The sequence below is a fragment of the Planktotalea sp. genome, from assembly GCF_018607995.1.
Taxonomy (GTDB): Bacteria; Pseudomonadota; Alphaproteobacteria; order Rhodobacterales; family Rhodobacteraceae; genus Planktotalea.
Window position 1 is genome coordinate 70,372 of the sequence record NZ_JABBAL010000006.1, and the last position, 18,795, is coordinate 89,166.

General features: G+C 52.8%; 17 protein-coding genes. 10 read left to right on the plus strand and 7 right to left on the minus strand.

Annotated elements, in window-relative coordinates; genetic code table 11:
* Positions 1-37: 37 nt before the first annotated feature.
* The 4 genes from QZ280_RS01940 to QZ280_RS01955 all read right to left on the minus strand — a co-directional run bounded on the left by QZ280_RS01940 (position 38) and on the right by QZ280_RS01955 (position 4,627).
* Positions 38-1,066, minus strand: a complete 1,029-nt coding sequence (locus tag QZ280_RS01940; RefSeq protein WP_293440588.1) for a C4-dicarboxylate ABC transporter substrate-binding protein — start codon at positions 1,064-1,066, stop codon at positions 38-40.
* An 84-nt stretch (positions 1,067-1,150) separates the two neighbouring features.
* The gene (locus QZ280_RS01945; RefSeq protein ID WP_293440590.1) at positions 1,151-1,729 is read right to left on the minus strand and encodes a cupin domain-containing protein; all 579 of its coding nucleotides are present in this window, start codon (positions 1,727-1,729) and stop codon (positions 1,151-1,153) included.
* Positions 1,730-1,738: 9 nt separating this feature from the next.
* A complete protein-coding gene (locus QZ280_RS01950; protein ID WP_293440592.1) occupies positions 1,739-3,682 on the minus strand; it encodes a TRAP transporter fused permease subunit in 1,944 nt (647 codons plus the stop codon).
* A 21-nt stretch (positions 3,683-3,703) separates the two neighbouring features.
* Positions 3,704-4,627 (minus strand): TAXI family TRAP transporter solute-binding subunit, encoded by a 924-nt coding sequence (locus tag QZ280_RS01955; RefSeq protein WP_293440594.1) that lies wholly within the window; start codon positions 4,625-4,627, stop codon positions 3,704-3,706.
* A 200-nt stretch (positions 4,628-4,827) separates the two neighbouring features.
* On the opposite strand from QZ280_RS01955, the gene QZ280_RS01960 reads away from it, so the two are divergent.
* Genes QZ280_RS01960 through QZ280_RS01970 form a run of 3 tightly spaced genes read left to right on the plus strand, consistent with a single transcriptional unit; the run spans position 4,828 to position 7,349 of the window.
* On the plus strand, positions 4,828-5,589 hold the full coding sequence (locus QZ280_RS01960) for a sulfite exporter TauE/SafE family protein (RefSeq protein ID WP_293440595.1): 762 nt from the start codon (positions 4,828-4,830) through the stop codon (positions 5,587-5,589).
* Positions 5,590-5,607: 18 nt separating this feature from the next.
* Positions 5,608-6,360: a glutathione S-transferase family protein gene (locus QZ280_RS01965; RefSeq protein WP_293440596.1), complete on the plus strand. Its 753-nt coding sequence runs from the start codon at positions 5,608-5,610 to the stop codon at positions 6,358-6,360.
* 44 nt (positions 6,361-6,404) lie between these two features.
* Positions 6,405-7,349 (plus strand): glutathione S-transferase family protein, encoded by a 945-nt coding sequence (locus QZ280_RS01970; protein WP_293440597.1) that lies wholly within the window; start codon positions 6,405-6,407, stop codon positions 7,347-7,349.
* Between the two features lie 15 nt (positions 7,350-7,364).
* On the opposite strand, the gene QZ280_RS01975 is transcribed toward QZ280_RS01970, so the two are convergent.
* Positions 7,365-8,996: an alkaline phosphatase family protein gene (locus QZ280_RS01975; RefSeq protein WP_293440598.1), complete on the minus strand. Its 1,632-nt coding sequence runs from the start codon at positions 8,994-8,996 to the stop codon at positions 7,365-7,367.
* Between the two features lie 475 nt (positions 8,997-9,471).
* Here QZ280_RS01975 and QZ280_RS01980 point away from each other — a divergent pair, with 475 nt between their 5' ends.
* Positions 9,472-11,010, plus strand: coding sequence for a bifunctional 3-(3-hydroxy-phenyl)propionate/3-hydroxycinnamic acid hydroxylase (locus QZ280_RS01980; RefSeq protein WP_293440600.1), 1,539 nt, complete (start codon positions 9,472-9,474; stop codon positions 11,008-11,010).
* Here the strand turns inward: QZ280_RS01980 and QZ280_RS01985 are convergent.
* Together QZ280_RS01985 and QZ280_RS01990 are read right to left on the minus strand one after the other, a co-directional pair.
* Positions 11,007-12,311: a malonyl-CoA decarboxylase family protein gene (locus tag QZ280_RS01985; RefSeq protein WP_293440601.1), complete on the minus strand. Its 1,305-nt coding sequence runs from the start codon at positions 12,309-12,311 to the stop codon at positions 11,007-11,009. The two genes, QZ280_RS01980 and QZ280_RS01985, sit on opposite strands and share 4 nt — an antisense overlap.
* Before the next feature lie 17 nt (positions 12,312-12,328).
* A complete protein-coding gene (locus QZ280_RS01990; RefSeq protein WP_293440603.1) occupies positions 12,329-12,715 on the minus strand; it encodes a YciI family protein in 387 nt (128 codons plus the stop codon).
* A 135-nt stretch (positions 12,716-12,850) separates the two neighbouring features.
* Here QZ280_RS01990 and QZ280_RS01995 point away from each other — a divergent pair, with 135 nt between their 5' ends.
* From QZ280_RS01995 to QZ280_RS02020, 6 genes are all read left to right on the plus strand, one after another.
* Positions 12,851-13,510: a malonic semialdehyde reductase gene (locus tag QZ280_RS01995; protein WP_293440604.1), complete on the plus strand. Its 660-nt coding sequence runs from the start codon at positions 12,851-12,853 to the stop codon at positions 13,508-13,510.
* Between the two features lie 101 nt (positions 13,511-13,611).
* Positions 13,612-14,700, plus strand: a complete 1,089-nt coding sequence (locus QZ280_RS02000; protein WP_293440605.1) for a C4-dicarboxylate TRAP transporter substrate-binding protein — start codon at positions 13,612-13,614, stop codon at positions 14,698-14,700.
* Between the two features lie 27 nt (positions 14,701-14,727).
* A complete protein-coding gene (locus QZ280_RS02005) occupies positions 14,728-15,339 on the plus strand; it encodes a TRAP transporter small permease (RefSeq protein ID WP_293440606.1) in 612 nt (203 codons plus the stop codon).
* A gap of 9 nt (positions 15,340-15,348) precedes the next feature.
* Entirely contained in the window at positions 15,349-16,656 is a 1,308-nt protein-coding gene (locus QZ280_RS02010; RefSeq protein WP_293440607.1) for a TRAP transporter large permease, read from the plus strand.
* A gap of 19 nt (positions 16,657-16,675) precedes the next feature.
* Positions 16,676-17,548 (plus strand): dioxygenase, encoded by an 873-nt coding sequence (locus tag QZ280_RS02015; protein ID WP_293440608.1) that lies wholly within the window; start codon positions 16,676-16,678, stop codon positions 17,546-17,548.
* 26 nt (positions 17,549-17,574) lie between these two features.
* Positions 17,575-18,786, plus strand: coding sequence for a 2-isopropylmalate synthase (locus QZ280_RS02020; RefSeq protein ID WP_293440610.1), 1,212 nt, complete (start codon positions 17,575-17,577; stop codon positions 18,784-18,786).
* The last annotated feature ends 9 nt before the right edge of the window (positions 18,787-18,795 follow it).

An 18,795-nucleotide genomic window follows, 5' to 3' on the forward strand; every position in this document is an offset into this window, starting at 1 on the left:
GCCCCCAACAATCTGGGGACCGGTGCGTCTTTCGACGTTACTGGTTCATCGCTTCTTCAGCGTAGCTCCAAACCGCATCAAACAGTCCTTGCGCATCGAATTTGTCTGCGTTTGCGGCAATCCAAGCATCCCACACAGGCTGGCCTGCAACTTCGCGGAATTTCGCGAGATCTGAATCGCTATAGACGATTTCCTGCATAGTCTCTTTGAACACGGGCAGGTTCTTTTTGTCCTGCTCTGCGTAAGCCGCTTGCTCAACGTCCATGCCTTTGCCGCGCAGACTCATCAACAACTCCTGATACTGCGAAGGCAGTGCCTCGTAAGCGGTTTTGTTGAATATCCAACCACACTCGGATGTGCCCGGTGCAAGGTTTGCGGTGAACCAATCGGCTTCTTCGGCAATTCCGAAGGAAACATGCGCATAAGTATATGGGAAGGCTGCCGCATCAACTGCGCCGCGCTGGAATGCTGTCGAAGTTTCACCCGCTGGCAAAGTGGTTTTCGTCGCGCCGAGCGCTTCCATCGCACTTCCTAGACCGCCACCAGCACGCACGCGCATGCCACTCCAGTCGTCCAAGGACGTCGGCGCGTCGCCTTTGCCGAGGATCTCATACTGAGGCAACAAGCCGCTCATGTATGGCATCGCGTTCCAACGCTCCATGTCCGCAACGATTGCGGGATGTTCAAACAGTTTCGAGCGCACATACTGGTCAACCTTAGGATCGCCCAAAGGTAGGAACGGCAACGAGAAGACCATCCATGCAGGGTTCTTGCCCGGATGGTAGAAGTTGCAGATCGCAGCGCCTTCAAACGCATTTAGCTGCAAGCCATCCAAGTTTTCACGCGCACCAGAGAGCTGTCCGCCGTAGAATATCTTGATGTTGAACTTGCCACCTGTCTTCTCCGAGACTTCTTCCGCGATAGCTTCCATGCCAGCAGACAAAGCGCGCGGGTTGCCCCACATGGAGAAGCTCCAGTTGACGTCTGGCCCCTCGACCATTTGCGCAGACGCCGCTGTGGACGTGAGAAGCAATGCGGCGATTGCCGTGCGTGTGAATGTTTTCATGTCATCCTCCCAGATGTGTTTCGTCAGTTATTTGTTTCATAGTTCCCACTGCGCTGACATCACAGAGGTAGAAACCTTTGCGTTTTAGCGCTCAGGAATGCCTTTTCCTTTGCCAGTCTCTGAGACACCGTCCACTAAGACGAACATCATCGTACAAGGTTCTGAGCCGCGATTGGCCCATGCGTGATTGGTGCCGCGTTGAATGACGACATCGCCAGCTTTAAGCAGAACGTCGTCCTTTTCTTCATCCATCACCATCCAGATTTCTCCGTTCATGACAATGCCGTAGTCAACTGAATCCGTGCGGTGCATCCAAGGATGACGACCTCCTTGCACAATATTAGCACCTGCGCCCATTTCGGCAAACGCCTCCGCACCTTCCTTACTTGAGAGCTTGGCCATGACCTCTGGATCTTCAGGTAAAAACTCCACGCATCGAAACATCGTTCCATGCTCTGGCGGATGCAGGATAAATGGACCTGTACAGGTTTCTGTCGGCCCGTCGTATTCCGCAGGTGTCGTCTCTGTGCGCCAGAAGTTCGTCAACCGCACACCCGGACGCGCCGGGCGCTCCAGAACTTGCGAGGCAATTTGATCGCTCTCCACAATCGCCACGCCATTTCCATCATGGCCCGTCACGACGCGTCTGTAATCCTTATGCATAGCTTTCCCCTATTGAGTTTGGTTTAGACGACCTGCTTGAGCCTTCGATAGAGCGAACACCCCGGCCAAGATCGCCAGCCCTGCGATATTGGTGAGGGGAGATTGATACATCAGCAACACCCCCGCCGCACCCATAACAACACGCCCCAGTAAGCCCAGAGGCCTCACGAGATATCCAACGACTGCAGCGGCGATGCAGAAAACGCTGATCAAACCGATCACAACTGCCATGATGATTTGAACGGTGGTGCCCTCCATGAGCAAGGCTGGTCCAAAGAAGAACATGAACGGTAGGATATAGCTCGTGATGCCATAGGCGAACGCTGTCCAACTGGTCTTGTTTATATCACTCCCCGCGATGCCAGCGGCAACGTAAGAGGCAAGCGCAACAGGTGGCGTGATCGTGGAAATGCACCCAAAAAAGAACACGAACATATGTGCGGTCAGGATCGGTACCCCCATCTCAACAAGAGGTGGCGCAACGACTGTGGCCAAGATGAGATAAGCCGCAGTTGTGGGCAAGCCCATGCCAAGGATAATCGCCATGCCAGCCGTCATGATCAACGCGATTAAGGGCAAGCCTGCAGACACATCAATTATTAAGCCCGAGATCTTCGATCCCACTCCCGTCATGGACAAAACCCCAGCCACGATCCCCGCTGCAGCACAGGCTGCGGCGATAGAGAGCACGGCCAAAGCACCCTCTTCCAGTGACTTCAAGATACGTGTGGCGAAGCCTTTCAAATCGCGAAATTCAAAGAAGAAACAGCCGATCAAAAGCGTGATAAGTGCAACGAAAGACGCACGAAAGGGAGAGTAGCCGACGACCATCATGCCAACCAACAGTAAGAATGGTATGACAAACCTCAGCCCCGGAAGTAGCACGCTCGACAGTGGTTCTGTTGTTTCTTGTGGGGTGCTGACGTCCATACCGGATTTGACGGCACGCAGGTGCACGATGAACAGGATCGAGGTGAAAAACAACAGCGCGGGGATCAGTGCGGCGAGCATCACATCGCGGTAGGGCAAACCAATGATCTCCGCCATGATAAACGCCGCAGCGCCCATAATGGGTGGCATGATCTGACCGCCTGTGGACACAACCGCTTCGATCGCGGCGGCTTGGTTGGGTTTGTAGCCCTCGCGCTTCATCATCGGAATCGTCATGGTTCCCGTCACGGCAACATTGCCCGCCGCAGAGCCGGAAATCATGCCAAGCAATGTGCTAAAGATCACAGCGGTTTTCGCAGACGCGGCGCGTGTGCCGTTGGTTAACGCGCTTGCAATACGGAAGAAGAATTCCCCTGCCCCAAAATTGTTCAGGAAAGCGCCGAAGATAGTAAAAATAATGATGTAGGACGCGGAGACACCAAGGGGGATACCAAAGATGCCTTCGGTCCCAGTTGCCATAAAGATCGCAATCCGCTCAGGACCGTAGCCACGTCCTTCAAGCACGCCCGGCATATAAGGCGCAAGAAGTGGGTAGAGAAGGAAAATGATCGCGATCAAACTCAAAAGGAAACCAATCCGACGGATCACCGCAAGCAGGACCAATAGAATGATTACCATGCCAACATAGGCATCCAGATCGTTCGTCACGCCGCCACTAAAGGCGATCGGTTTCCAACGCGAATATGTGTAAAACCCAGCCCCAAGCGAGGCGAGCGCAAGGGCAATTCGTACGCTCAATCCCATCATGTCACGCGAACGCACCGCAGGCGTGTCAACGGCGTCCCCAACCGGTTTCTTGACGGCCAGAAAGACCAAACACAACATCACCGTCAGGTGAATGCTGCGGATGTCCATCGTTGAATAACTACCAAAGCCCGCGACAATGGAGAGATGCCAAAGGCTCAAGCAAATCGCAGTGAGCGAGACGAGTTTAGCAGTGAGCTTTTGTACGCCGATCATCATATCGCCTTGGTAAAGCCAAAGTGAAAAGGAGCGGCCCAATGGCCGCCCCTTTGGATTCAATTACTCAAGCGCTTCGAAATACGCTTTTGCCGCCGCATGTAACGGGATTGGCAAGCCCAAGGACGCCTTTGGGACAATCTGTTTGGCCAATGCGTTTTCCGCGATCAAATCATCCAGATTGCCATAAATCGCCTCAAGCAGAACAGTCGCGCGCGCGTCGTCCATATCACCACGTGCGATCAGCATGTTGGCGGAGCCGATAACAACTACATCGTTTTCTGTATTGTAGACATCTGCAGGTACGCTCACGTTGGAGTAATAGGGGAAACGTTCTGTCAGCTCGCTCATTTTTGACTCGCCCAGCTCAATGAACTGAAGATCATTGGTTGCCCCCGTCTGCATCACAGCAGAGGTCGGGAAACCCGCAAGCGCGAAAGCCGCGTCAACGTTGCCGTCAGACAATTGGCTGAATCCGTCTGCGTAGGACAGAAAGCTTGGCACAATGTCCTCAAGCGTCATGTCATATAGCTTAAAGAGGTTTCGCGTGATGCTGAGTGTGCCACCGCCCGCGGGGCCAATCGCGACTTTCTTACCTTTGAGATCTTCAATGCTGGTGATGCCAGAACCCGGCAACGTCACCATATGCAAAACGCTAGAGTGCAATTGACCCATCGCGGTGATGTTCAACGCCTCTTTGTAAGGACCTTTGCCACCAACGGCGAGATAGCTGAGGCTCGCTGGCGCTATGCCCAACTCAACCTCGCCGGAGTCAACCAAGCGCGGATTTTCAGCGCCCCCACCGGTCACAATAGGGACCATAGTGTAACCCTCGGCGTGTTTGTTCACCATGTTGCTGAGCGCTTGACCCATCGGGTAATACGCGCCGCCCAAGCTCGCCGTACCGATCCGCAGCTCTTGTGCGGAGACTGTCATTGGCGCAAGTGCCATGGCCGCAACGGCCAAAACTTTAGATGCAATATTCATGTAGACCTCCCTGATCTGTTCGGCCGAGGAAATGGCTTTTCGCCTTGTATGTCCCAGCGCGTGTATCAATAATATCGGTGGAATCTTCAAAAGCAACATTTTATCGATTTTTATTGAACTCCGGTGATTATTTTCTTTAAACTGACGCTTAGAGGAGACTCATTTGACAAATCTGGGGCGACTGCAAAGGCACAAAGTCAATGACACTTGATCTTGTCATTCTCACGATTGCGGCGCTGACCTTCTTCATTGGTGGCTTGGCGAAAGGCGCAATCGGTTTTGGATTACCAATGCTCGCGATCCCTATGTTAACAGCTGTTGGGTCTTTACCGCTTGCGCTCTCAATTGCAGTACCACCAGCGATTGCAACCAATCTGTGGCAATTCTGGAAGTTTCGCGAGTATCGCAAAATCACGTTTTTGCGCACGTTTCTTGTCACCGCGGCGCTTGGCCTGATCGCGGGAACATTCATACTTAAAAGTATCGAAAACGCTTATCTCGAGATCATGCTCGGTTGTCTCGTGCTGATTTATCTTTTCAAACCCAAGGGCGCACGCGAAGCTATGTCCGCACCCCAACTAACCAGATTGGCACCGGTTCTTGGAACTCTAGCAGGTCTGGTGCACGGCTCCATCGGTCTATCCGGTTTAGTGGCACCACCCTTCTTTCTGGCCGCTGGGCTCTCGCGCTCAGCGTTCATCTTTGCTACCAGCGCGCTGTTCATAGTTATGGCAGCACTGCATATACCCTCGCTTGCGCTGGCGGGACTCTATGAACCCTCGGCCCTGCTCATCGGTTTAATCGTCATCCTCCCCGCTTTCGCAGGTGTTTGGATTGGTGGCCTTTTGGGTGAACGGCTTAAGGCATCGACCTTCCCTACCCTCGTCAAAACCATGCTTATCCTTGCTGCAACGCTTTCGATCTGGGGTGGTTTGGAATTTTTCTACTCGTCCTCGATTTGATTTCAAAGGAGCGCACAAATGCTCAAGCTGTTTCATGCAAACCATTCGACCTGTAGCCAAAAGGTACGCTTATGCCTTGCCGAAAAGGGCTTAGCGTTTGCAAGCCAATTGGTGAACCTCGCCACAAATGAGCACCTGATGCCCGAATATCTTAAGCTGAACCCGAACGGCGTGGTGCCGACGCTCGTTCACGATGACGCGGTGATCACTGATTCAGGCGTGATTTGCGAATACCTCGACGAGGTTTTTCCCGACACGCCTATGCTGCCAAGTGATCCTGCGCAGCGCGCTGTTGTGCGCGCTTGGGGGCGGTATCTTGACGAAGTCCCGACTGCTGCGATCCGCGTGCCTTCGTTCAACATGGCTTTCCTGCCGCGGTTTGACGCGCTGGACGATGCAGCTTTCCAAGAACAACAGGCCGATGTGCGTCCAATCCGCAAACAGTTCTATGAACGCATGGGGCGCAAAGGGTTTAACGACGCTGAAGTCGACGCAGCGATGGATCAATTCACCTCTACTTTGGTGCGGATGGAAAAACGATTGGCACAAGTGCCGTGGCTTTCCGGACAAGCATTTGGTCTGGCCGACATTATCGTGCTCCCCCTTGTAGACCGCATGGATGATCTGTCATTCGCGAGCATGTGGGAAAACGGCTTTCCGCTGGTCACGGATTGGTTCACCCGCGCGAAACAACGCCCGTCGTTTGAGACAGCGTTCTATCCCAAAGCGCGCCTGTCAGAATTCCTTACAATTTCACCGTTGCGCGTGTAAGAAACGCCGAAGAAAATCCAGAACAACCCAGAAATAAGAGCGACATGACAAACACAACAGCAGCGATCGTTTTTCACAACTATCCCCAATCCCCTGTCGCGGAGAAAGTACGCGTGGCGTTTGGCATCAAGACCTTGTCTTGGCACGACGTGGAAATCCCCCGGCTGCCCCCAAAACCGATGCTGACGGCCTTGACTGGCGGCTACAGACGCACGCCCGTGATGCAGATTGGGGCCGACATTTATTGTGACAGCCAATGTATCATCCATGAGTTGGAACGCCGCTATCCCACACCTAGCTATATGCCGACCTCTGACGCTGGCCTGATGTGGTGTCTCAGCCGCTACACAGACGGTGAAATGTTTATGCTCACGGTGAAGCTTATTCTTGGGTCAGCAGGCGACACCCTACCCGAGGATTTCGCACAGGATCGTGGCCGCCTTTATCTTGGCGAGGATTGGGCGGACGGATTAAAGCGCGCCAATGAACAACTTCCCCATCTTGTCAGTCAGCTGCGCGCGCCGCTGTCTTGGATCAACGCACAACTTAGCGACGGCCGCGCATTTTTGCTTGGCTCTGCACCAGCGGCAATAGATGCGCAAATATACTACGCAGTCTGGTTCATTCGCGGTCGCTGGAGCGGAGGTCCATCAATGCTATCAGAATTCCCCGATCTGATGCGTTGGGAGGAAAACGTTAGGGCGCTCGGTCATGGCACGTCGAAACCGATGAGTGCTGAGGCCGCAATTGCGCTAGCGAAATCAAGCATACCGACCTCAGCGATTGGCGTGGCCAAAAACGAACCGCAAGGCTTGGAGACTGGAATGCTCGTCAGCGTCAGCCCTGATCTGGATGGCGGCGAACAACCCGTCAGTGGCAACGTGCGCTATGCCGATGCAAACACAATCTCGATTGAACGCAGCTCAGATGAGGTCGGCCAAGTTTGCGTCCATTTCCCACGTGCTGGATATCGCGTCACTGTCGCGTAGACCTCATATTTGGCACTAACCGGATGCGTGGGTTGGCATAGTCAAACCATTAGCTTCAAGCTCTTCTCGGTCTTGATAAGCGATGTAGATCCCTGGGGGTTCTTGTTCCGCGCTCATTTGATTTATCGTGTCAGCTGTAAGCGTAATGCGCGTGTGATGCTGGCGCGCCCATTCAAAGTGCGCAGCCTTAAATCTTTCCAGCTGATCCGCGTGGGCCGGATCAGACCCTAGATCGCAAAGCTCATCTGGGTCCGCCTCGAGGTCATACAGCATTGGACGCATCTTTTCGACGTGGATGTACTTCCAACGGCCGTCAAAAAGCATTGCGAGACGGGCATCCGCTTGATCTATCCCAACATTTAATTGCGCATTGCGGGTGGCATAGTCGTACTCCGAAATAGCGTATTTGCGCCAATCAGGTGTTTCTCCATGCATCAGCGGAGAAAGATCACGCCCCTCCATGATGTGCGGCTTTGCGTTACCACCGAAATACTCCAAGAAGGTCGGGGCCATATCTATCATCTCAACTAACGCATCAGATGTCGTCCCGCGCGTCACATCGGCGTCCGGCCTCGGATCATAAATCAACAAAGGTACGCGCGCAGAGCAGTCATAGAAAAGGTCTTTCTCTCCCAACCAGTGATCGCCCATGTTGTCCCCGTGATCCGAACAGAACACGATCATCGTGTCCTCCATACGGCCACTCTCGCGCAAATAGGCAAACAGGCGTCCCATTTGATCATCAAGCTCCTTGATCAAGCCCATATAGCACGGGATCACTTTTTCGCGCACCTCTTCGCGCGACATGGTTTGACACACACGCATGTTCATCCACGCTTGCATTAAGGGATGATCGGTGTCGCGTTCGCTTTCATCACGATTAACACCTGGGATACCCTGAGCACTGTACATGTCGTTGTAAGGGGCTGGCGCAAGGAACGGCCAATGTGGCTTGATATAACTCAGATGGCAGAGCCAGGGCTGATCGCCCTGTGCCTCAATGTATTCGATCCCCCGCGTTGTGAGCCAAGCCGTTTCGGAGTGTTCTTTGGGCACACGTGCGGGAAGCGGTGCATTGTCGAGCAACCATCCTGATCGCCATTCGCCATCTGGTCCAATCGCCGTGTTGGCCCACTCCTCCCAAGGGTTTTCGCCGTCCATTCCGTTGTCACGCAAATATTGATCATAATCTTGCGCATGCCGTCCTGGATAAGCTGTGGCATTCGTGCCGTCATCGCGAACGAAAACATCAAACCCACATTCTGAGATCAGGGCACCAATCTCGCTCTCCGGTGTGATACCCAAGCGTTTCATGCCATCGCGATCGGGCGTCATGTGGGTCTTTCCGACAAGCGAGCATTTAACGTCAATCTCTCGCAAATGATCGCCCAATGTCGGCTCGCCCACGCGTAGCGGAAAACCGTTCCATGTGGCTCCATGACTGCGGACGTAGCGCCCCGTGTAGGCGCTCATTCGGCTAGGCCCACAAATCGGAGACTGGACATAGGTTTTGTCAAATCGCACACCTTGTGACGCAAGCCAATCTAGGTTTGGCGTATCGATATGCTCCGCCCCGTAGCAACTGAGGTAATCCCAGCGCAGCTGATCTGCCATGATCCACAGAACGTTCTTTGCAGCTTTTGTCATTTCATTTCCGTTGCTATTTTTTCAACAAAATCAGTCTTTCAGGGCCACCTCGGTTGTGATGCGATATCCAAGAGGGAACAGCTGCACGTTGTAACGAACCGCAATATAGCCCCAAACGCCATTCGGAGCTTTCAGTATAACCACAATCGCAACGGCACCTAGCACCAATAGGTAAACCGCCTTGAATACCCGTTATCGTGACTTCGACACCGTTAGCTGCAAGCACTGGTGTTGCTTAAAACGTCAAGCTTACGATGACCGTTGATAATGGGTGTTTAATAAACAGTCTCCCCTGCTTGAAAAAGCTGCTCACAATATGACGAAAAGTCAATAAATATCGATCTTTTGGCTGATGCCTTGACACGTGACATCATCATATTACCGTCGCGCTTCAAAGCAGCGACGAAAGCACACGCTAAATCACCCCCGCACACTCCACCGAGCAGGTACACAAAACTCTAACGAGGCTTAAATTATGTCCCAAGATACAATCATTGTCGGTGCCGGACCGGTTGGCCTCTTGCTTGCCATCTTGCTGGGGCGGACAGGCAAAAGCGTCACAGTAGTCGAAAAATGGCCCGAAATTTATGATCGCCCGCGCGCCGTCACGATGGACGCTGAAGTCGCTCGTATCCTCGCAACGCTCGGCATTGATTGCGATACGGATCCAGCATTTGAGAACCATAAAGAGCTGTATTATTGGAAGAACGCAGACCTTGAAGACCTGCAAATCGTCGATTGGAAAAGCCTTGCGCCCTGCGGCTGGCATGTGACCTATTGGTTCAACCAGCCAGAGCTGGAAGAGCGTTTAATGAACATCGCAGCTGCTTTGCCGACTGTCTCCGTTTTGCGCGGATGGACCGCGACAGAGTTGTCGCAGGATGAAAGCGGTGTCGACTTGGTGATTGACGATGGTGACGCTTCGCGAACCTTGAGAGCGCAGTTTGTCGTAGGCGCGGATGGTGCCAACAGCTTCGTGCGCGATGCGCTGGGCTTGAACGTGATCGACGAGGGCTATTTCTTTGATTGGCTGATCCTCGATATGGTTCCGCCAGCGGACTACAATGCCTCTCCCGCACAATGGCAACTCTGCGACCCGAAACGCCCAACAACTATTGTTCCGGGAGGCCCCGGGCGACGACGCTGGGAGTTCATGGTACTCCCGTCTGAGGACAAAGATGAGATTGCCAAACCGGAAAGCGCGTGGGCATTGCTGAAACCATGGGGGCTGACCCCTGACAATGCGCGCCTTGAACGCAGCGCAGTCTATCGCTTTCAAGCGCGCTGGACCGAGCATTGGCACAAAGAACGCTGCGTGATTGCAGGGGACGCGGCACACCTGATGCCCCCTTTTGCGGGCGAAGGCATGTGTGCGGGGCTGCGCGATGCAGTTGCTTTGTCATGGCGGTTAAACGCGATTTTAGACGGCACTTTGGGTGCCGACATCTTGCAAAGCTACGAGTCCGAGCGCATTGCGCACGCCAAACATTACATCCAATTCAGTCGTGATCTGGGTGATATCATTTGCATTGCGGACGCGGAAAAGGCGGCTGAACGCGACGCCCGTATGATGGCCGATCTCGTTGAGAGAAATCATGAACCGATTACAGGTGATCTAGTGAAACTCGGTGCCGGCATCTGGTGCGAAGACACCGCAAGCGCAGGTGAACTGTCGCCGCAAGGGCTGGTCAAGTTTGAGAAACGCGAAGGCCGTTTTGATCAAACCGTTGGCCAAGGATGGATGATCCTCGCACTGGATCACCCGACAGAAGACCTCTTAAGCCCCGCTCATAGTCGCGCGCTTGAGAAACTAGGTGGTCGCCTGCTATCGCTTGGCCCAAGCGGGTGCGATGTCGAGACTTTGGATGACAGTTACACCAAGTGGATGGCTGAAACAGCCGCACATTACGCCATCATTCGACCTGATTTTTACGTTGCAGCAACCGCAAGCAGCCCGGAACACCTCGCCGCATGCTTCAGCACGGTTGTCGAACGTTTGGGCATTTTATCTTAAGTGACTTTTGCACTTTCTTCGGGTTTTGCGGTTAAGGCGGACTTCGTCAGTGACGCGACCGCTTTAGAGGCTTTAATAGTACCGCGCAGCGCGAAGTCTTCGTGATTGCTCTCAACCTGTTTCAAGTCGTAGAGATAATTCACCATCGCGCCAGCAGATTGCGCGCGCCCATTGAGCGAGCTGTCTGCGTTCGCATGGACGTCGAAGACCTCGGCGCCGTTGCCGAGATGGAACCGCGTGACAGGATCAAAGGGCGTGCCGTCTTTCCGCTTGGCCCCTAGAAGATAGCGCGCAGTGATAATCCGCATGTCTGCGTCAGACGCAGTCCCATCAAGGACTGCCGTTGCAATGTGCCCAAGATCGCTGTCCTCTTTCAGTCGCTCCAGCCAAGCCTTTAATCGAGGGATCGGGGACAAGGTCACAAAATGAGACAGATGCGGAATCTCCAACAACAAGTGCTTTGCAACCTGTTTGATTAATAGATTTCCAAAGCTGATTCCAGCCAGACCTTTTTGGCAATTGGAGATAGAATAAAACACCGCAGCAGTGGCTTGCTCCGGTGTGATCGGGTCCCTCCGCTCAGACAACAGATCGTCAATTGATCCTGGGATTTGATCACTCAGAGCGACCTCGACGAAGATCAAAGGTTCGTCAGGCATCGCTGGATGAAAGAACGCAAAGCACCGACGATCTGGAGGGGTCAAACGACGACGTAGATCATCAAGATCGTTGATCTCGTGAACGGCTTCATACGCAACGATTTTATCCAACAAGGAGGCCGGTGCGCTCCAATCAATCTGCTTGAGGACCAGAAAACCATGGTTAAACCAGCTGCGCAGCAAGCGAGAGAAATCCAGATCTGCCCGACGCAAATCAGGGTCGACCTTTGTCAAACGCAGCAAATCAACCCGCATTGAAACCAAGTCAGCGGTGGCGCCGCTCGGTTGGTTCAAACGGCGCAGAAACTGAAGACGCTTTGTGACCGAACTTTCATAAACGTCCTTATAGTCCTCCCAAGTGCCGCTCTTTGCATATGCGCGTGCGCAGGCCGCCAAACGATCTGGATCGATGTCGAGACTTTCATTCATAAATTGAAAGAACTTGAGTTTCGCGTCCTCATTGAAAGCACGATACCGCGCAAGAATGACTTCGGCGATTTTGATCCCCGACACTTGGCCCTCTTGTGCAATCAAAGCATTGCAAAGCTCATAGATGTCGCGCGGATCATCGTCGGTCCGCGTCCCACGATGTCGATCAAACAATGTGACCAAAATTTCCGGAAGGAATTTGTTGCGCTGCATGAGGTTCTTTTTCTCTTTTACCGAATGTCGACGGCTTGGGCTGAAAGCGACACAGTGAAGCTGAGGGAGCCTTCGTTGACCAACCATTTGCGAATGTCATAGTTGCGCGCACCGACCGCATGCATCGGATCACCGTCCGCGATAGCGCGGGCCGCATCAAGATCCGACGCGCGATAGATGATCATGCCTTCGGCCTCCATCAACTCGCCGGACTCATCTGATGTTGGACCAGCCATAACGAGAACACCGCTCGCTTCCATCTGCTTTTGATACTCAAGATGAGCAGGCAAGGTAGACTTCACCAACTCCATATCACCGCTTGGTTTTGAGCGCACAACGTAAAGCTCCATAGCCAATGCACCTCGTGACTTGGCGTCTACTTTGTAGTCATTCCATGCTGGCATTTCGATTCTCCATTTTTTCGCTAGCTAAAATATGATATTTTTGAAGGAGGTTGTCAAAAGTCGATTTTATTGGACGGACGGGCAAAAAATCATTTATTGTGATCAACAACGAATCTTGGGGACTATGAGGGTATCATGAGCAAGACGAGCAAATTGGAAAACTTGAGGCATGACGCGCAAGCGGACGTGAACGCAGTTCGGCAAAAAATCACAAAGCTCGACGCGGATCAGATAGATCTTATCTTGACGGGCGCACGGTCTCACTATGCTTGGCAGGATCGGCCGGTATCTGAAGATCTGTTCAAGCAAATCTTCGACATCATGAAAATGGGCCCGACGAGCATGAACACATGCCCTGTTCGGGTCACGTTTGTTAGATCCAAAGCTGGCAAAGACAAGCTCGCCAAGTCATTGAAACCCGCGAATGTTCCAAAGGTTATGTCCGCTCCTGTCACGGCAATCTTAGCCTATGACACTGGGTTCTGGACCGAGTTACCCAAGCTTTTTCCTCATGAAGATCGCCGTCATATGTTTGAAGGCAAAGAGAAACACATCGAGGACACAGCCTTTCGCAATTCTACGCTCCAGGGTGCTTACTTCATGATCGCAGCTCGCGCGATTGGCTTGGATGTGGGCGCTATTTCTGGTTTTGACAACTCGGTTGTCGATCAGGAGTTCTTTAACGGAACGACAATGAAGTCGAACTTTCTATGCAATATTGGCTATGCTGATGAAACGGCGTTGTTTCAAAGGCTGCCACGGTTTGACTTCGACGACGTATGTAAAATCGTGTAATTACTGAAGATCTGATGCAAGACGAACATTGATAGCGCAGATCATCACCAACGAAGACCGACAAACAGTCGCATAACTGAATCATTCTGGGAGGAATACACATGAAACTAACAAGACGTATCGCGCTTGCCACAGGCATGGCGCTTGGACTGACCACCGCCCTAAGCGGCGCTGCTTCAGCGCAAGAAACCATCAACATGACAGCCATCGACGGCTATCCTGATCGTTCCATGTGGGTCAAGGAATTCTCTGGCTTCTTCATTCCACGTGTAAACGAAGAACTGGCGAAATCCGGTGCTTACAAGATCAACTGGCAAGAAGCCTACGGCGGTCAGATCGTAAAGCCGCGCGGCGTTCTCGAGGGCATCAAGCTTGGCCTTGGCGACATCGGCATCGTCACCACGATTTTCCATAACTCCGCGCTGCCATCACAAGGTATCTCTGCCGTCACACCGTTTATCGCCGCCGATGCGCGTGTTGTTGCGAAAGCAGTTGATGAGATCGCAAAAGAGTTCCCGCAGATGAACACGGAACTGGCCGCTGAGAACCAAGTTTACTTGGCGACTGGCGTTGTTCTCGACACATATCAGATGTTCTCTAAGACGCCGATCAACTCGCTTGCAGATCTTCAAGGTCAAAAAGTTGCGGGCGCTGGTTACAACTTGCGTTATCTCGAAGGTATCGAGGGTGCAGCAGGCGTGCGCGGCGGCCTGCCAAACTTCTACAACATGATCCAAACCGGTGTTGTTGATGCGGCAATGCTGTGGCCTGAAGCCGCAAAGACGTTCAAAATTGCTGAAGTTGCGCCCTACATGTTGAAGGCGGATCTTGGCGCTGTGAACTCGAAGACTGTGACAGTGAATGCGGACTATTGGGCGGGCCTGCCTGATGAAGTTAAAGACGTCTTGCAAGCTGTTGCTGTTGAGTATCGTGATCACGTAGCATCCATCGCGATGGATCGTGCGGATGCGTCTTTGGAAGCTTATGTTGCCGGTGGCGGCACCGTTGTTGAGATGACCGCGGACGAGCGTCAAGCTTGGGCAGACAGCATGCCAAACATAGCGGTCGATTGGGCCAAGAAGCTCGACGGTGCAGGCGCACCAGGTTCCGATATGCTGGTGGCTTACATAGACAAGCTGAAAGCAGCAGGCTTTGAGCCTCTGCGCGATTGGGCCGCAGAGCTCAACTAAACTCATCAAAGGAAAGGTCTCAGGATCATGATCGTCACGGGTCTACAAAAAATTCAAAACTGGGTCGTGGCGGTTGCTATTGCAGCCAATGTGAGCGGTGCTTTTGTGCTGCTCGCATTGGTAGCAGTCATGAACGTTGATGTGATTTCGCGAAATCTATTTAATGCTCCCTTCAGAGGTGTGGTTGAAGTGGTGATCTTCTCGCTCGCCCTAATCGTTTTCTTACAGCTACCCGATGTTGTGCGCACCGGTCGTCTTACGCGTTCTGACGGTTTCTTAGGGTTCTTGCATCACCACATGCCAAAGACTGGTGGCGCGCTTGCGCGGTTCCTGAATGGGATTTCATTCATCTTCATGTGCATGATTGTCTGGACGGTCTGGCCGGAGTTCACAGAGAGCTTCGAGAGCTGTCATTTCTTCACACAACCTGACTTCGGGCCTGCGCCCACGGGCAATATTTGGGCCGATTTCAAGACGGGACTTCTACGCTGCGACTACTTTGGCACGCCGGGCATTTTGCAAGCGCCTTGGTGGCCCGTGCGCCTTGCAATTGCTTTTGGCTGCGCACTTGCCGCCGTCATTTTCTTTTTCAAAACACTTTTGGGCGAAGACACATTCGCACCAAGCAAGACTGGGTGAGTTCACACTATGGGACCCGTTGAAATTGGCATGCTCTCCGTTCTAGCGATTGTGATTTTGGTCTATCTTGGCCTCTATATCCCTATCGCGCTTGGGCTTGTTTCCTTTGTTTCTGTCTGGATCATGTCCGGCAAATCCATCCTTGCCTTCAACTTCTTGAAAGTCGCTGTGGGCGATGGCGTGACTGAATATAACTTTGCCACCATCCCCCTTTTCACCTTAATGGGCTTACTCGTGTCTAAAGCCAGGCTAGGGCGCGATATCTATGATGTAATGAACTCCGCCTTTCGCAAAGTGCTCGCTGGCATTGGCATGGCGACCGTTGGTGCAAACGCAATTTTTGCGGCAATCACCGGGTCATCCATTGCCTCTGCAAGTGTGTTCACCAAAATCTCTGTCCCTGAAATGTTGCGCTACAACTACAACAAACGTTTTGCCGTCGGCGTCGTTGCGGGCTCGTCCGTATTGGGCATGATCATCCCACCCTCGGCGATGCTGATCATCTATTCTTTCGTGTCTGAGCAATCCGTGGGCGACATGTTCTTGGCAGGCATCATTCCCGGCCTTATCCTAACCGTGGCCTACATCATCGCGATCTACGCTATGGCGCGGCTCTGGCCTTCTTATATTGGCGAAGAAATCCGTACTGATGACATGCCAGCACTTAGCAAAACTGAGATGTTCGACAAAGCATGGCCTGTTGTCGCTCTGATCATTCTAGTGCTTGGCGGCATTTACACAGGCTGGCTCACCCCTGTTGAAGCAGGTGCCGCTGGTGCGTCGCTGGCGCTGATCATCGCGCTGTTGCGCCGCTCGATCACGTGGCAGGGCTTTTGGTCTACTTTGGTCGAAACCGGTCACATCACGGCAGCCATTTTGCTACTAATCACAATGGCGTCGTTCTACAGCCGTATGCTTGGCTTTGCAGGTCTACCCAATCAGCTGGATGCCTTGTTGCAAGAATGGGATCTATCGTTCTTCCATATCATGCTGATTTACGTGCTAATGATGCTTGTGCTCGGCACGCTCTTGGATACAGCCTCTATCATTTTGATCGTTGTGCCGTTGTTTATCACTTTGATTGAAGGCATGGGTCTGAGCCTTGTTTGGTTCGGCATCATCACCGTGATCGGCGCTGAAATCGGCCTTTTGACACCGCCGCTTGGGATTTCGTGTTTTGTGATAAAAAGCACGTTGAACGATCCCAACATCAGCCTAAAAGACGTCTTCTTGGGATCGTTCCCATTTGCCGTCATCATGCTTGCGGTTCTTATCGTGCTGATCCAATACCCAATTCTGTCCACCGCATTGCTGTAACTTACAGGAGCTTTCAAAAATGAAAGACGTCTCGATTGATACAATCACACAAGCCTTCTTGGACTATTGCGGTGACGACACGGATCCACGAACAATGTTTGTTCTGAAAAAGCTAGTGGAGCATCTTCACGCTTTTGCCAAAGAAACCCAACTCACCCATGCTGAATGGGCGCGTGGCCTAAAATTCGCAACTGATGCTGGCATCATCTCTGATGATGAACGCAATGAATTCGTGCTGATCTCCGATGTGACGGGGCTGTCGTCACTGGTGGATATGATCGGCTCTCAGCATGAGGGCACATCCTCTAGCGTGCTTGGCCCCTTCCATTCTGTTGGCGCGCCGATGTTGCCAGTGGGCGGTGACATTAAGAAAGACAACGAGGGTACCACGGTAGTGGTTGAAGGGCGTGTCAAAGACACCGACGGAAAGCCGATTCAAGGTGCGGTGATCGAGCTGTGGCAAACAGCTGAGAACGGTTTGTACTACAGCCAAGACGGCACGCAGGACGATTTTAATCTATGCTGCTCCATGGCCACTGGAGCGGATGGACGCTACGCGATCACCACGGTCAAACCTGCACCATACAAGGTGCCTGATGACGGCCCTGTCGGAGAGTTGTTCCGCGCCACAGGCCGCACTCCTTGGCGGCCGTCGCATTTGCACTTCATCGTACAGGTTGAAGGCTACAAGTCCTTGGTCACCGAAGTTTTCGCCAATGGCGATCCCTATCTGAACTCGGACGCTGTGTTCGGCGTGCGTGAAGATCTGATCATGGACTACGTCGAGTGCAGCGATCTTGATGCCCTGCCCGATGATCTTGAGGCGCGCGCCTCGATCACCGCCCCTTATCTCAAAGTCGATTTTGACTTCGTTCTTGTCTCTGACACATAAAACATACCCTTCCGGAAGGACACAAAATGCGCGAAACACATCTAGAAGACGGCAAATGGTGGGTCAGCCCCTACAATTTTGAACCTTCCGTGCGCGAAGGCTTGTTGCTGCCTGAAAAGGTGGAAATCCATGACGCAACATTGCGCGACGGCGAACAAACGCCGGGTGTTGTGTTCTCGGTCGATGACAAAATCCAGATCGCAACCAAGCTAGATGAGCTGGGTGTCGAGCGGATCGAAGCGGGAATGCCTGCTGTGTCTGAAATGGACCAGACAGCGATCAAAGAAATCTCCAAACTAGGCCTGAAGTCCAAAATCTTCACCTTCGCTCGCGCGATGAAGAAAGACATTGATTTGGCTTTGGAATGTGGTGCCGATGGCGTGGTCATCGAGGTGCCGATTGGCTATCCGAAACTCGTTACGCAGTTTGGCTGGACGTGGAAAGACGTCGCGGAAAAGACCGCACCGATCATCAACTACGCCCGCGAGAACGGCCTGCACGCGCTGTTCTTCCCTTATGATACGACGCGCGCGCGCAAAGATGATTTGACCAACCTGTGTAACTACATCATGGACAACGCGCCGCCCGACTCCATCGGGATCGTTGACACGATGGGCTGTGCGACGCCTGAAGCGATCAAGCACATGGTGCGCTGGGTCAATGATATGACAGGCTTGCCGATCGAGATCCACACACACAACGATTTTGGCATGGGTGTCGCGACTGAACTGGCTGCTGTCACCGCGGGTGCAGTCTGTGTGCACAGCTGTGCAAATGGCCTGGGCGAGCGCACGGGCAACGCCGCTTTGGAAGAGCTGATGATGGGTCTGCACCTGCTCTATGGCTATGACACCAACTACAAGCTCGACAAAATTCCTGAGCTTGCACAGATGATCGCAGAGAAATCCAACATCGATATCGCGCGCAACAAGCCTGTGCTGGGTCATGGCAACTTCATCCGCGAGTCTGGGATTGGCATCAACTACGTCATGAACGACCCGCTTGTTATGTTCGCCACGCATCCGTCGCTAACCGGCAAGGTTGGCGAAGTTGTTTTAGGCAAAAAATCTGGCAAAGCGTCGATCATCTACAAGATGGGCGAGCTCGGCATGGGCGAGTTGGAAGACGACAAGATCGCTGCCATTCTTGAAGAGGTGAAGGCCGCAGGGATCGCAAAGCGCGATGTTCTGAGCAACGAAGAATTCGCAAACATTGTGGCCGCTGTTAAGGCAGGTTAAACACGTCGC

What these genes read in the sequence shown, in the direction of transcription:
- QZ280_RS01940 (WP_293440588.1), bottom strand. Translation starts at nt 1,066, where the DNA reads ATGAAAACATTCACACGCACGGCAATCGCCGCATTGCTTCTCACGTCC.
- QZ280_RS01945 (WP_293440590.1), bottom strand. Translation starts at nt 1,729, where the DNA reads ATGCATAAGGATTACAGACGCGTCGTGACGGGCCATGATGGAAATGGC.
- QZ280_RS01955 (WP_293440594.1), bottom strand. Translation starts at nt 4,627, where the DNA reads ATGAATATTGCATCTAAAGTTTTGGCCGTTGCGGCCATGGCACTTGCG.
- QZ280_RS01960 (WP_293440595.1), top strand. Translation starts at nt 4,828, where the DNA reads ATGACACTTGATCTTGTCATTCTCACGATTGCGGCGCTGACCTTCTTC.
- QZ280_RS01965 (WP_293440596.1), top strand. Translation starts at nt 5,608, where the DNA reads ATGCTCAAGCTGTTTCATGCAAACCATTCGACCTGTAGCCAAAAGGTA.
- QZ280_RS01970 (WP_293440597.1), top strand. Translation starts at nt 6,405, where the DNA reads ATGACAAACACAACAGCAGCGATCGTTTTTCACAACTATCCCCAATCC.
- QZ280_RS01975 (WP_293440598.1), bottom strand. Translation starts at nt 8,996, where the DNA reads ATGACAAAAGCTGCAAAGAACGTTCTGTGGATCATGGCAGATCAGCTG.
- QZ280_RS01980 (WP_293440600.1), top strand. Translation starts at nt 9,472, where the DNA reads ATGTCCCAAGATACAATCATTGTCGGTGCCGGACCGGTTGGCCTCTTG.
- QZ280_RS01985 (WP_293440601.1), bottom strand. Translation starts at nt 12,311, where the DNA reads ATGCAGCGCAACAAATTCCTTCCGGAAATTTTGGTCACATTGTTTGAT.
- QZ280_RS01990 (WP_293440603.1), bottom strand. Translation starts at nt 12,715, where the DNA reads ATGCCAGCATGGAATGACTACAAAGTAGACGCCAAGTCACGAGGTGCA.
- QZ280_RS01995 (WP_293440604.1), top strand. Translation starts at nt 12,851, where the DNA reads ATGAGCAAGACGAGCAAATTGGAAAACTTGAGGCATGACGCGCAAGCG.
- QZ280_RS02000 (WP_293440605.1), top strand. Translation starts at nt 13,612, where the DNA reads ATGAAACTAACAAGACGTATCGCGCTTGCCACAGGCATGGCGCTTGGA.
- QZ280_RS02005 (WP_293440606.1), top strand. Translation starts at nt 14,728, where the DNA reads ATGATCGTCACGGGTCTACAAAAAATTCAAAACTGGGTCGTGGCGGTT.
- QZ280_RS02010 (WP_293440607.1), top strand. Translation starts at nt 15,349, where the DNA reads ATGGGACCCGTTGAAATTGGCATGCTCTCCGTTCTAGCGATTGTGATT.
- QZ280_RS02015 (WP_293440608.1), top strand. Translation starts at nt 16,676, where the DNA reads ATGAAAGACGTCTCGATTGATACAATCACACAAGCCTTCTTGGACTAT.
- QZ280_RS02020 (WP_293440610.1), top strand. Translation starts at nt 17,575, where the DNA reads ATGCGCGAAACACATCTAGAAGACGGCAAATGGTGGGTCAGCCCCTAC.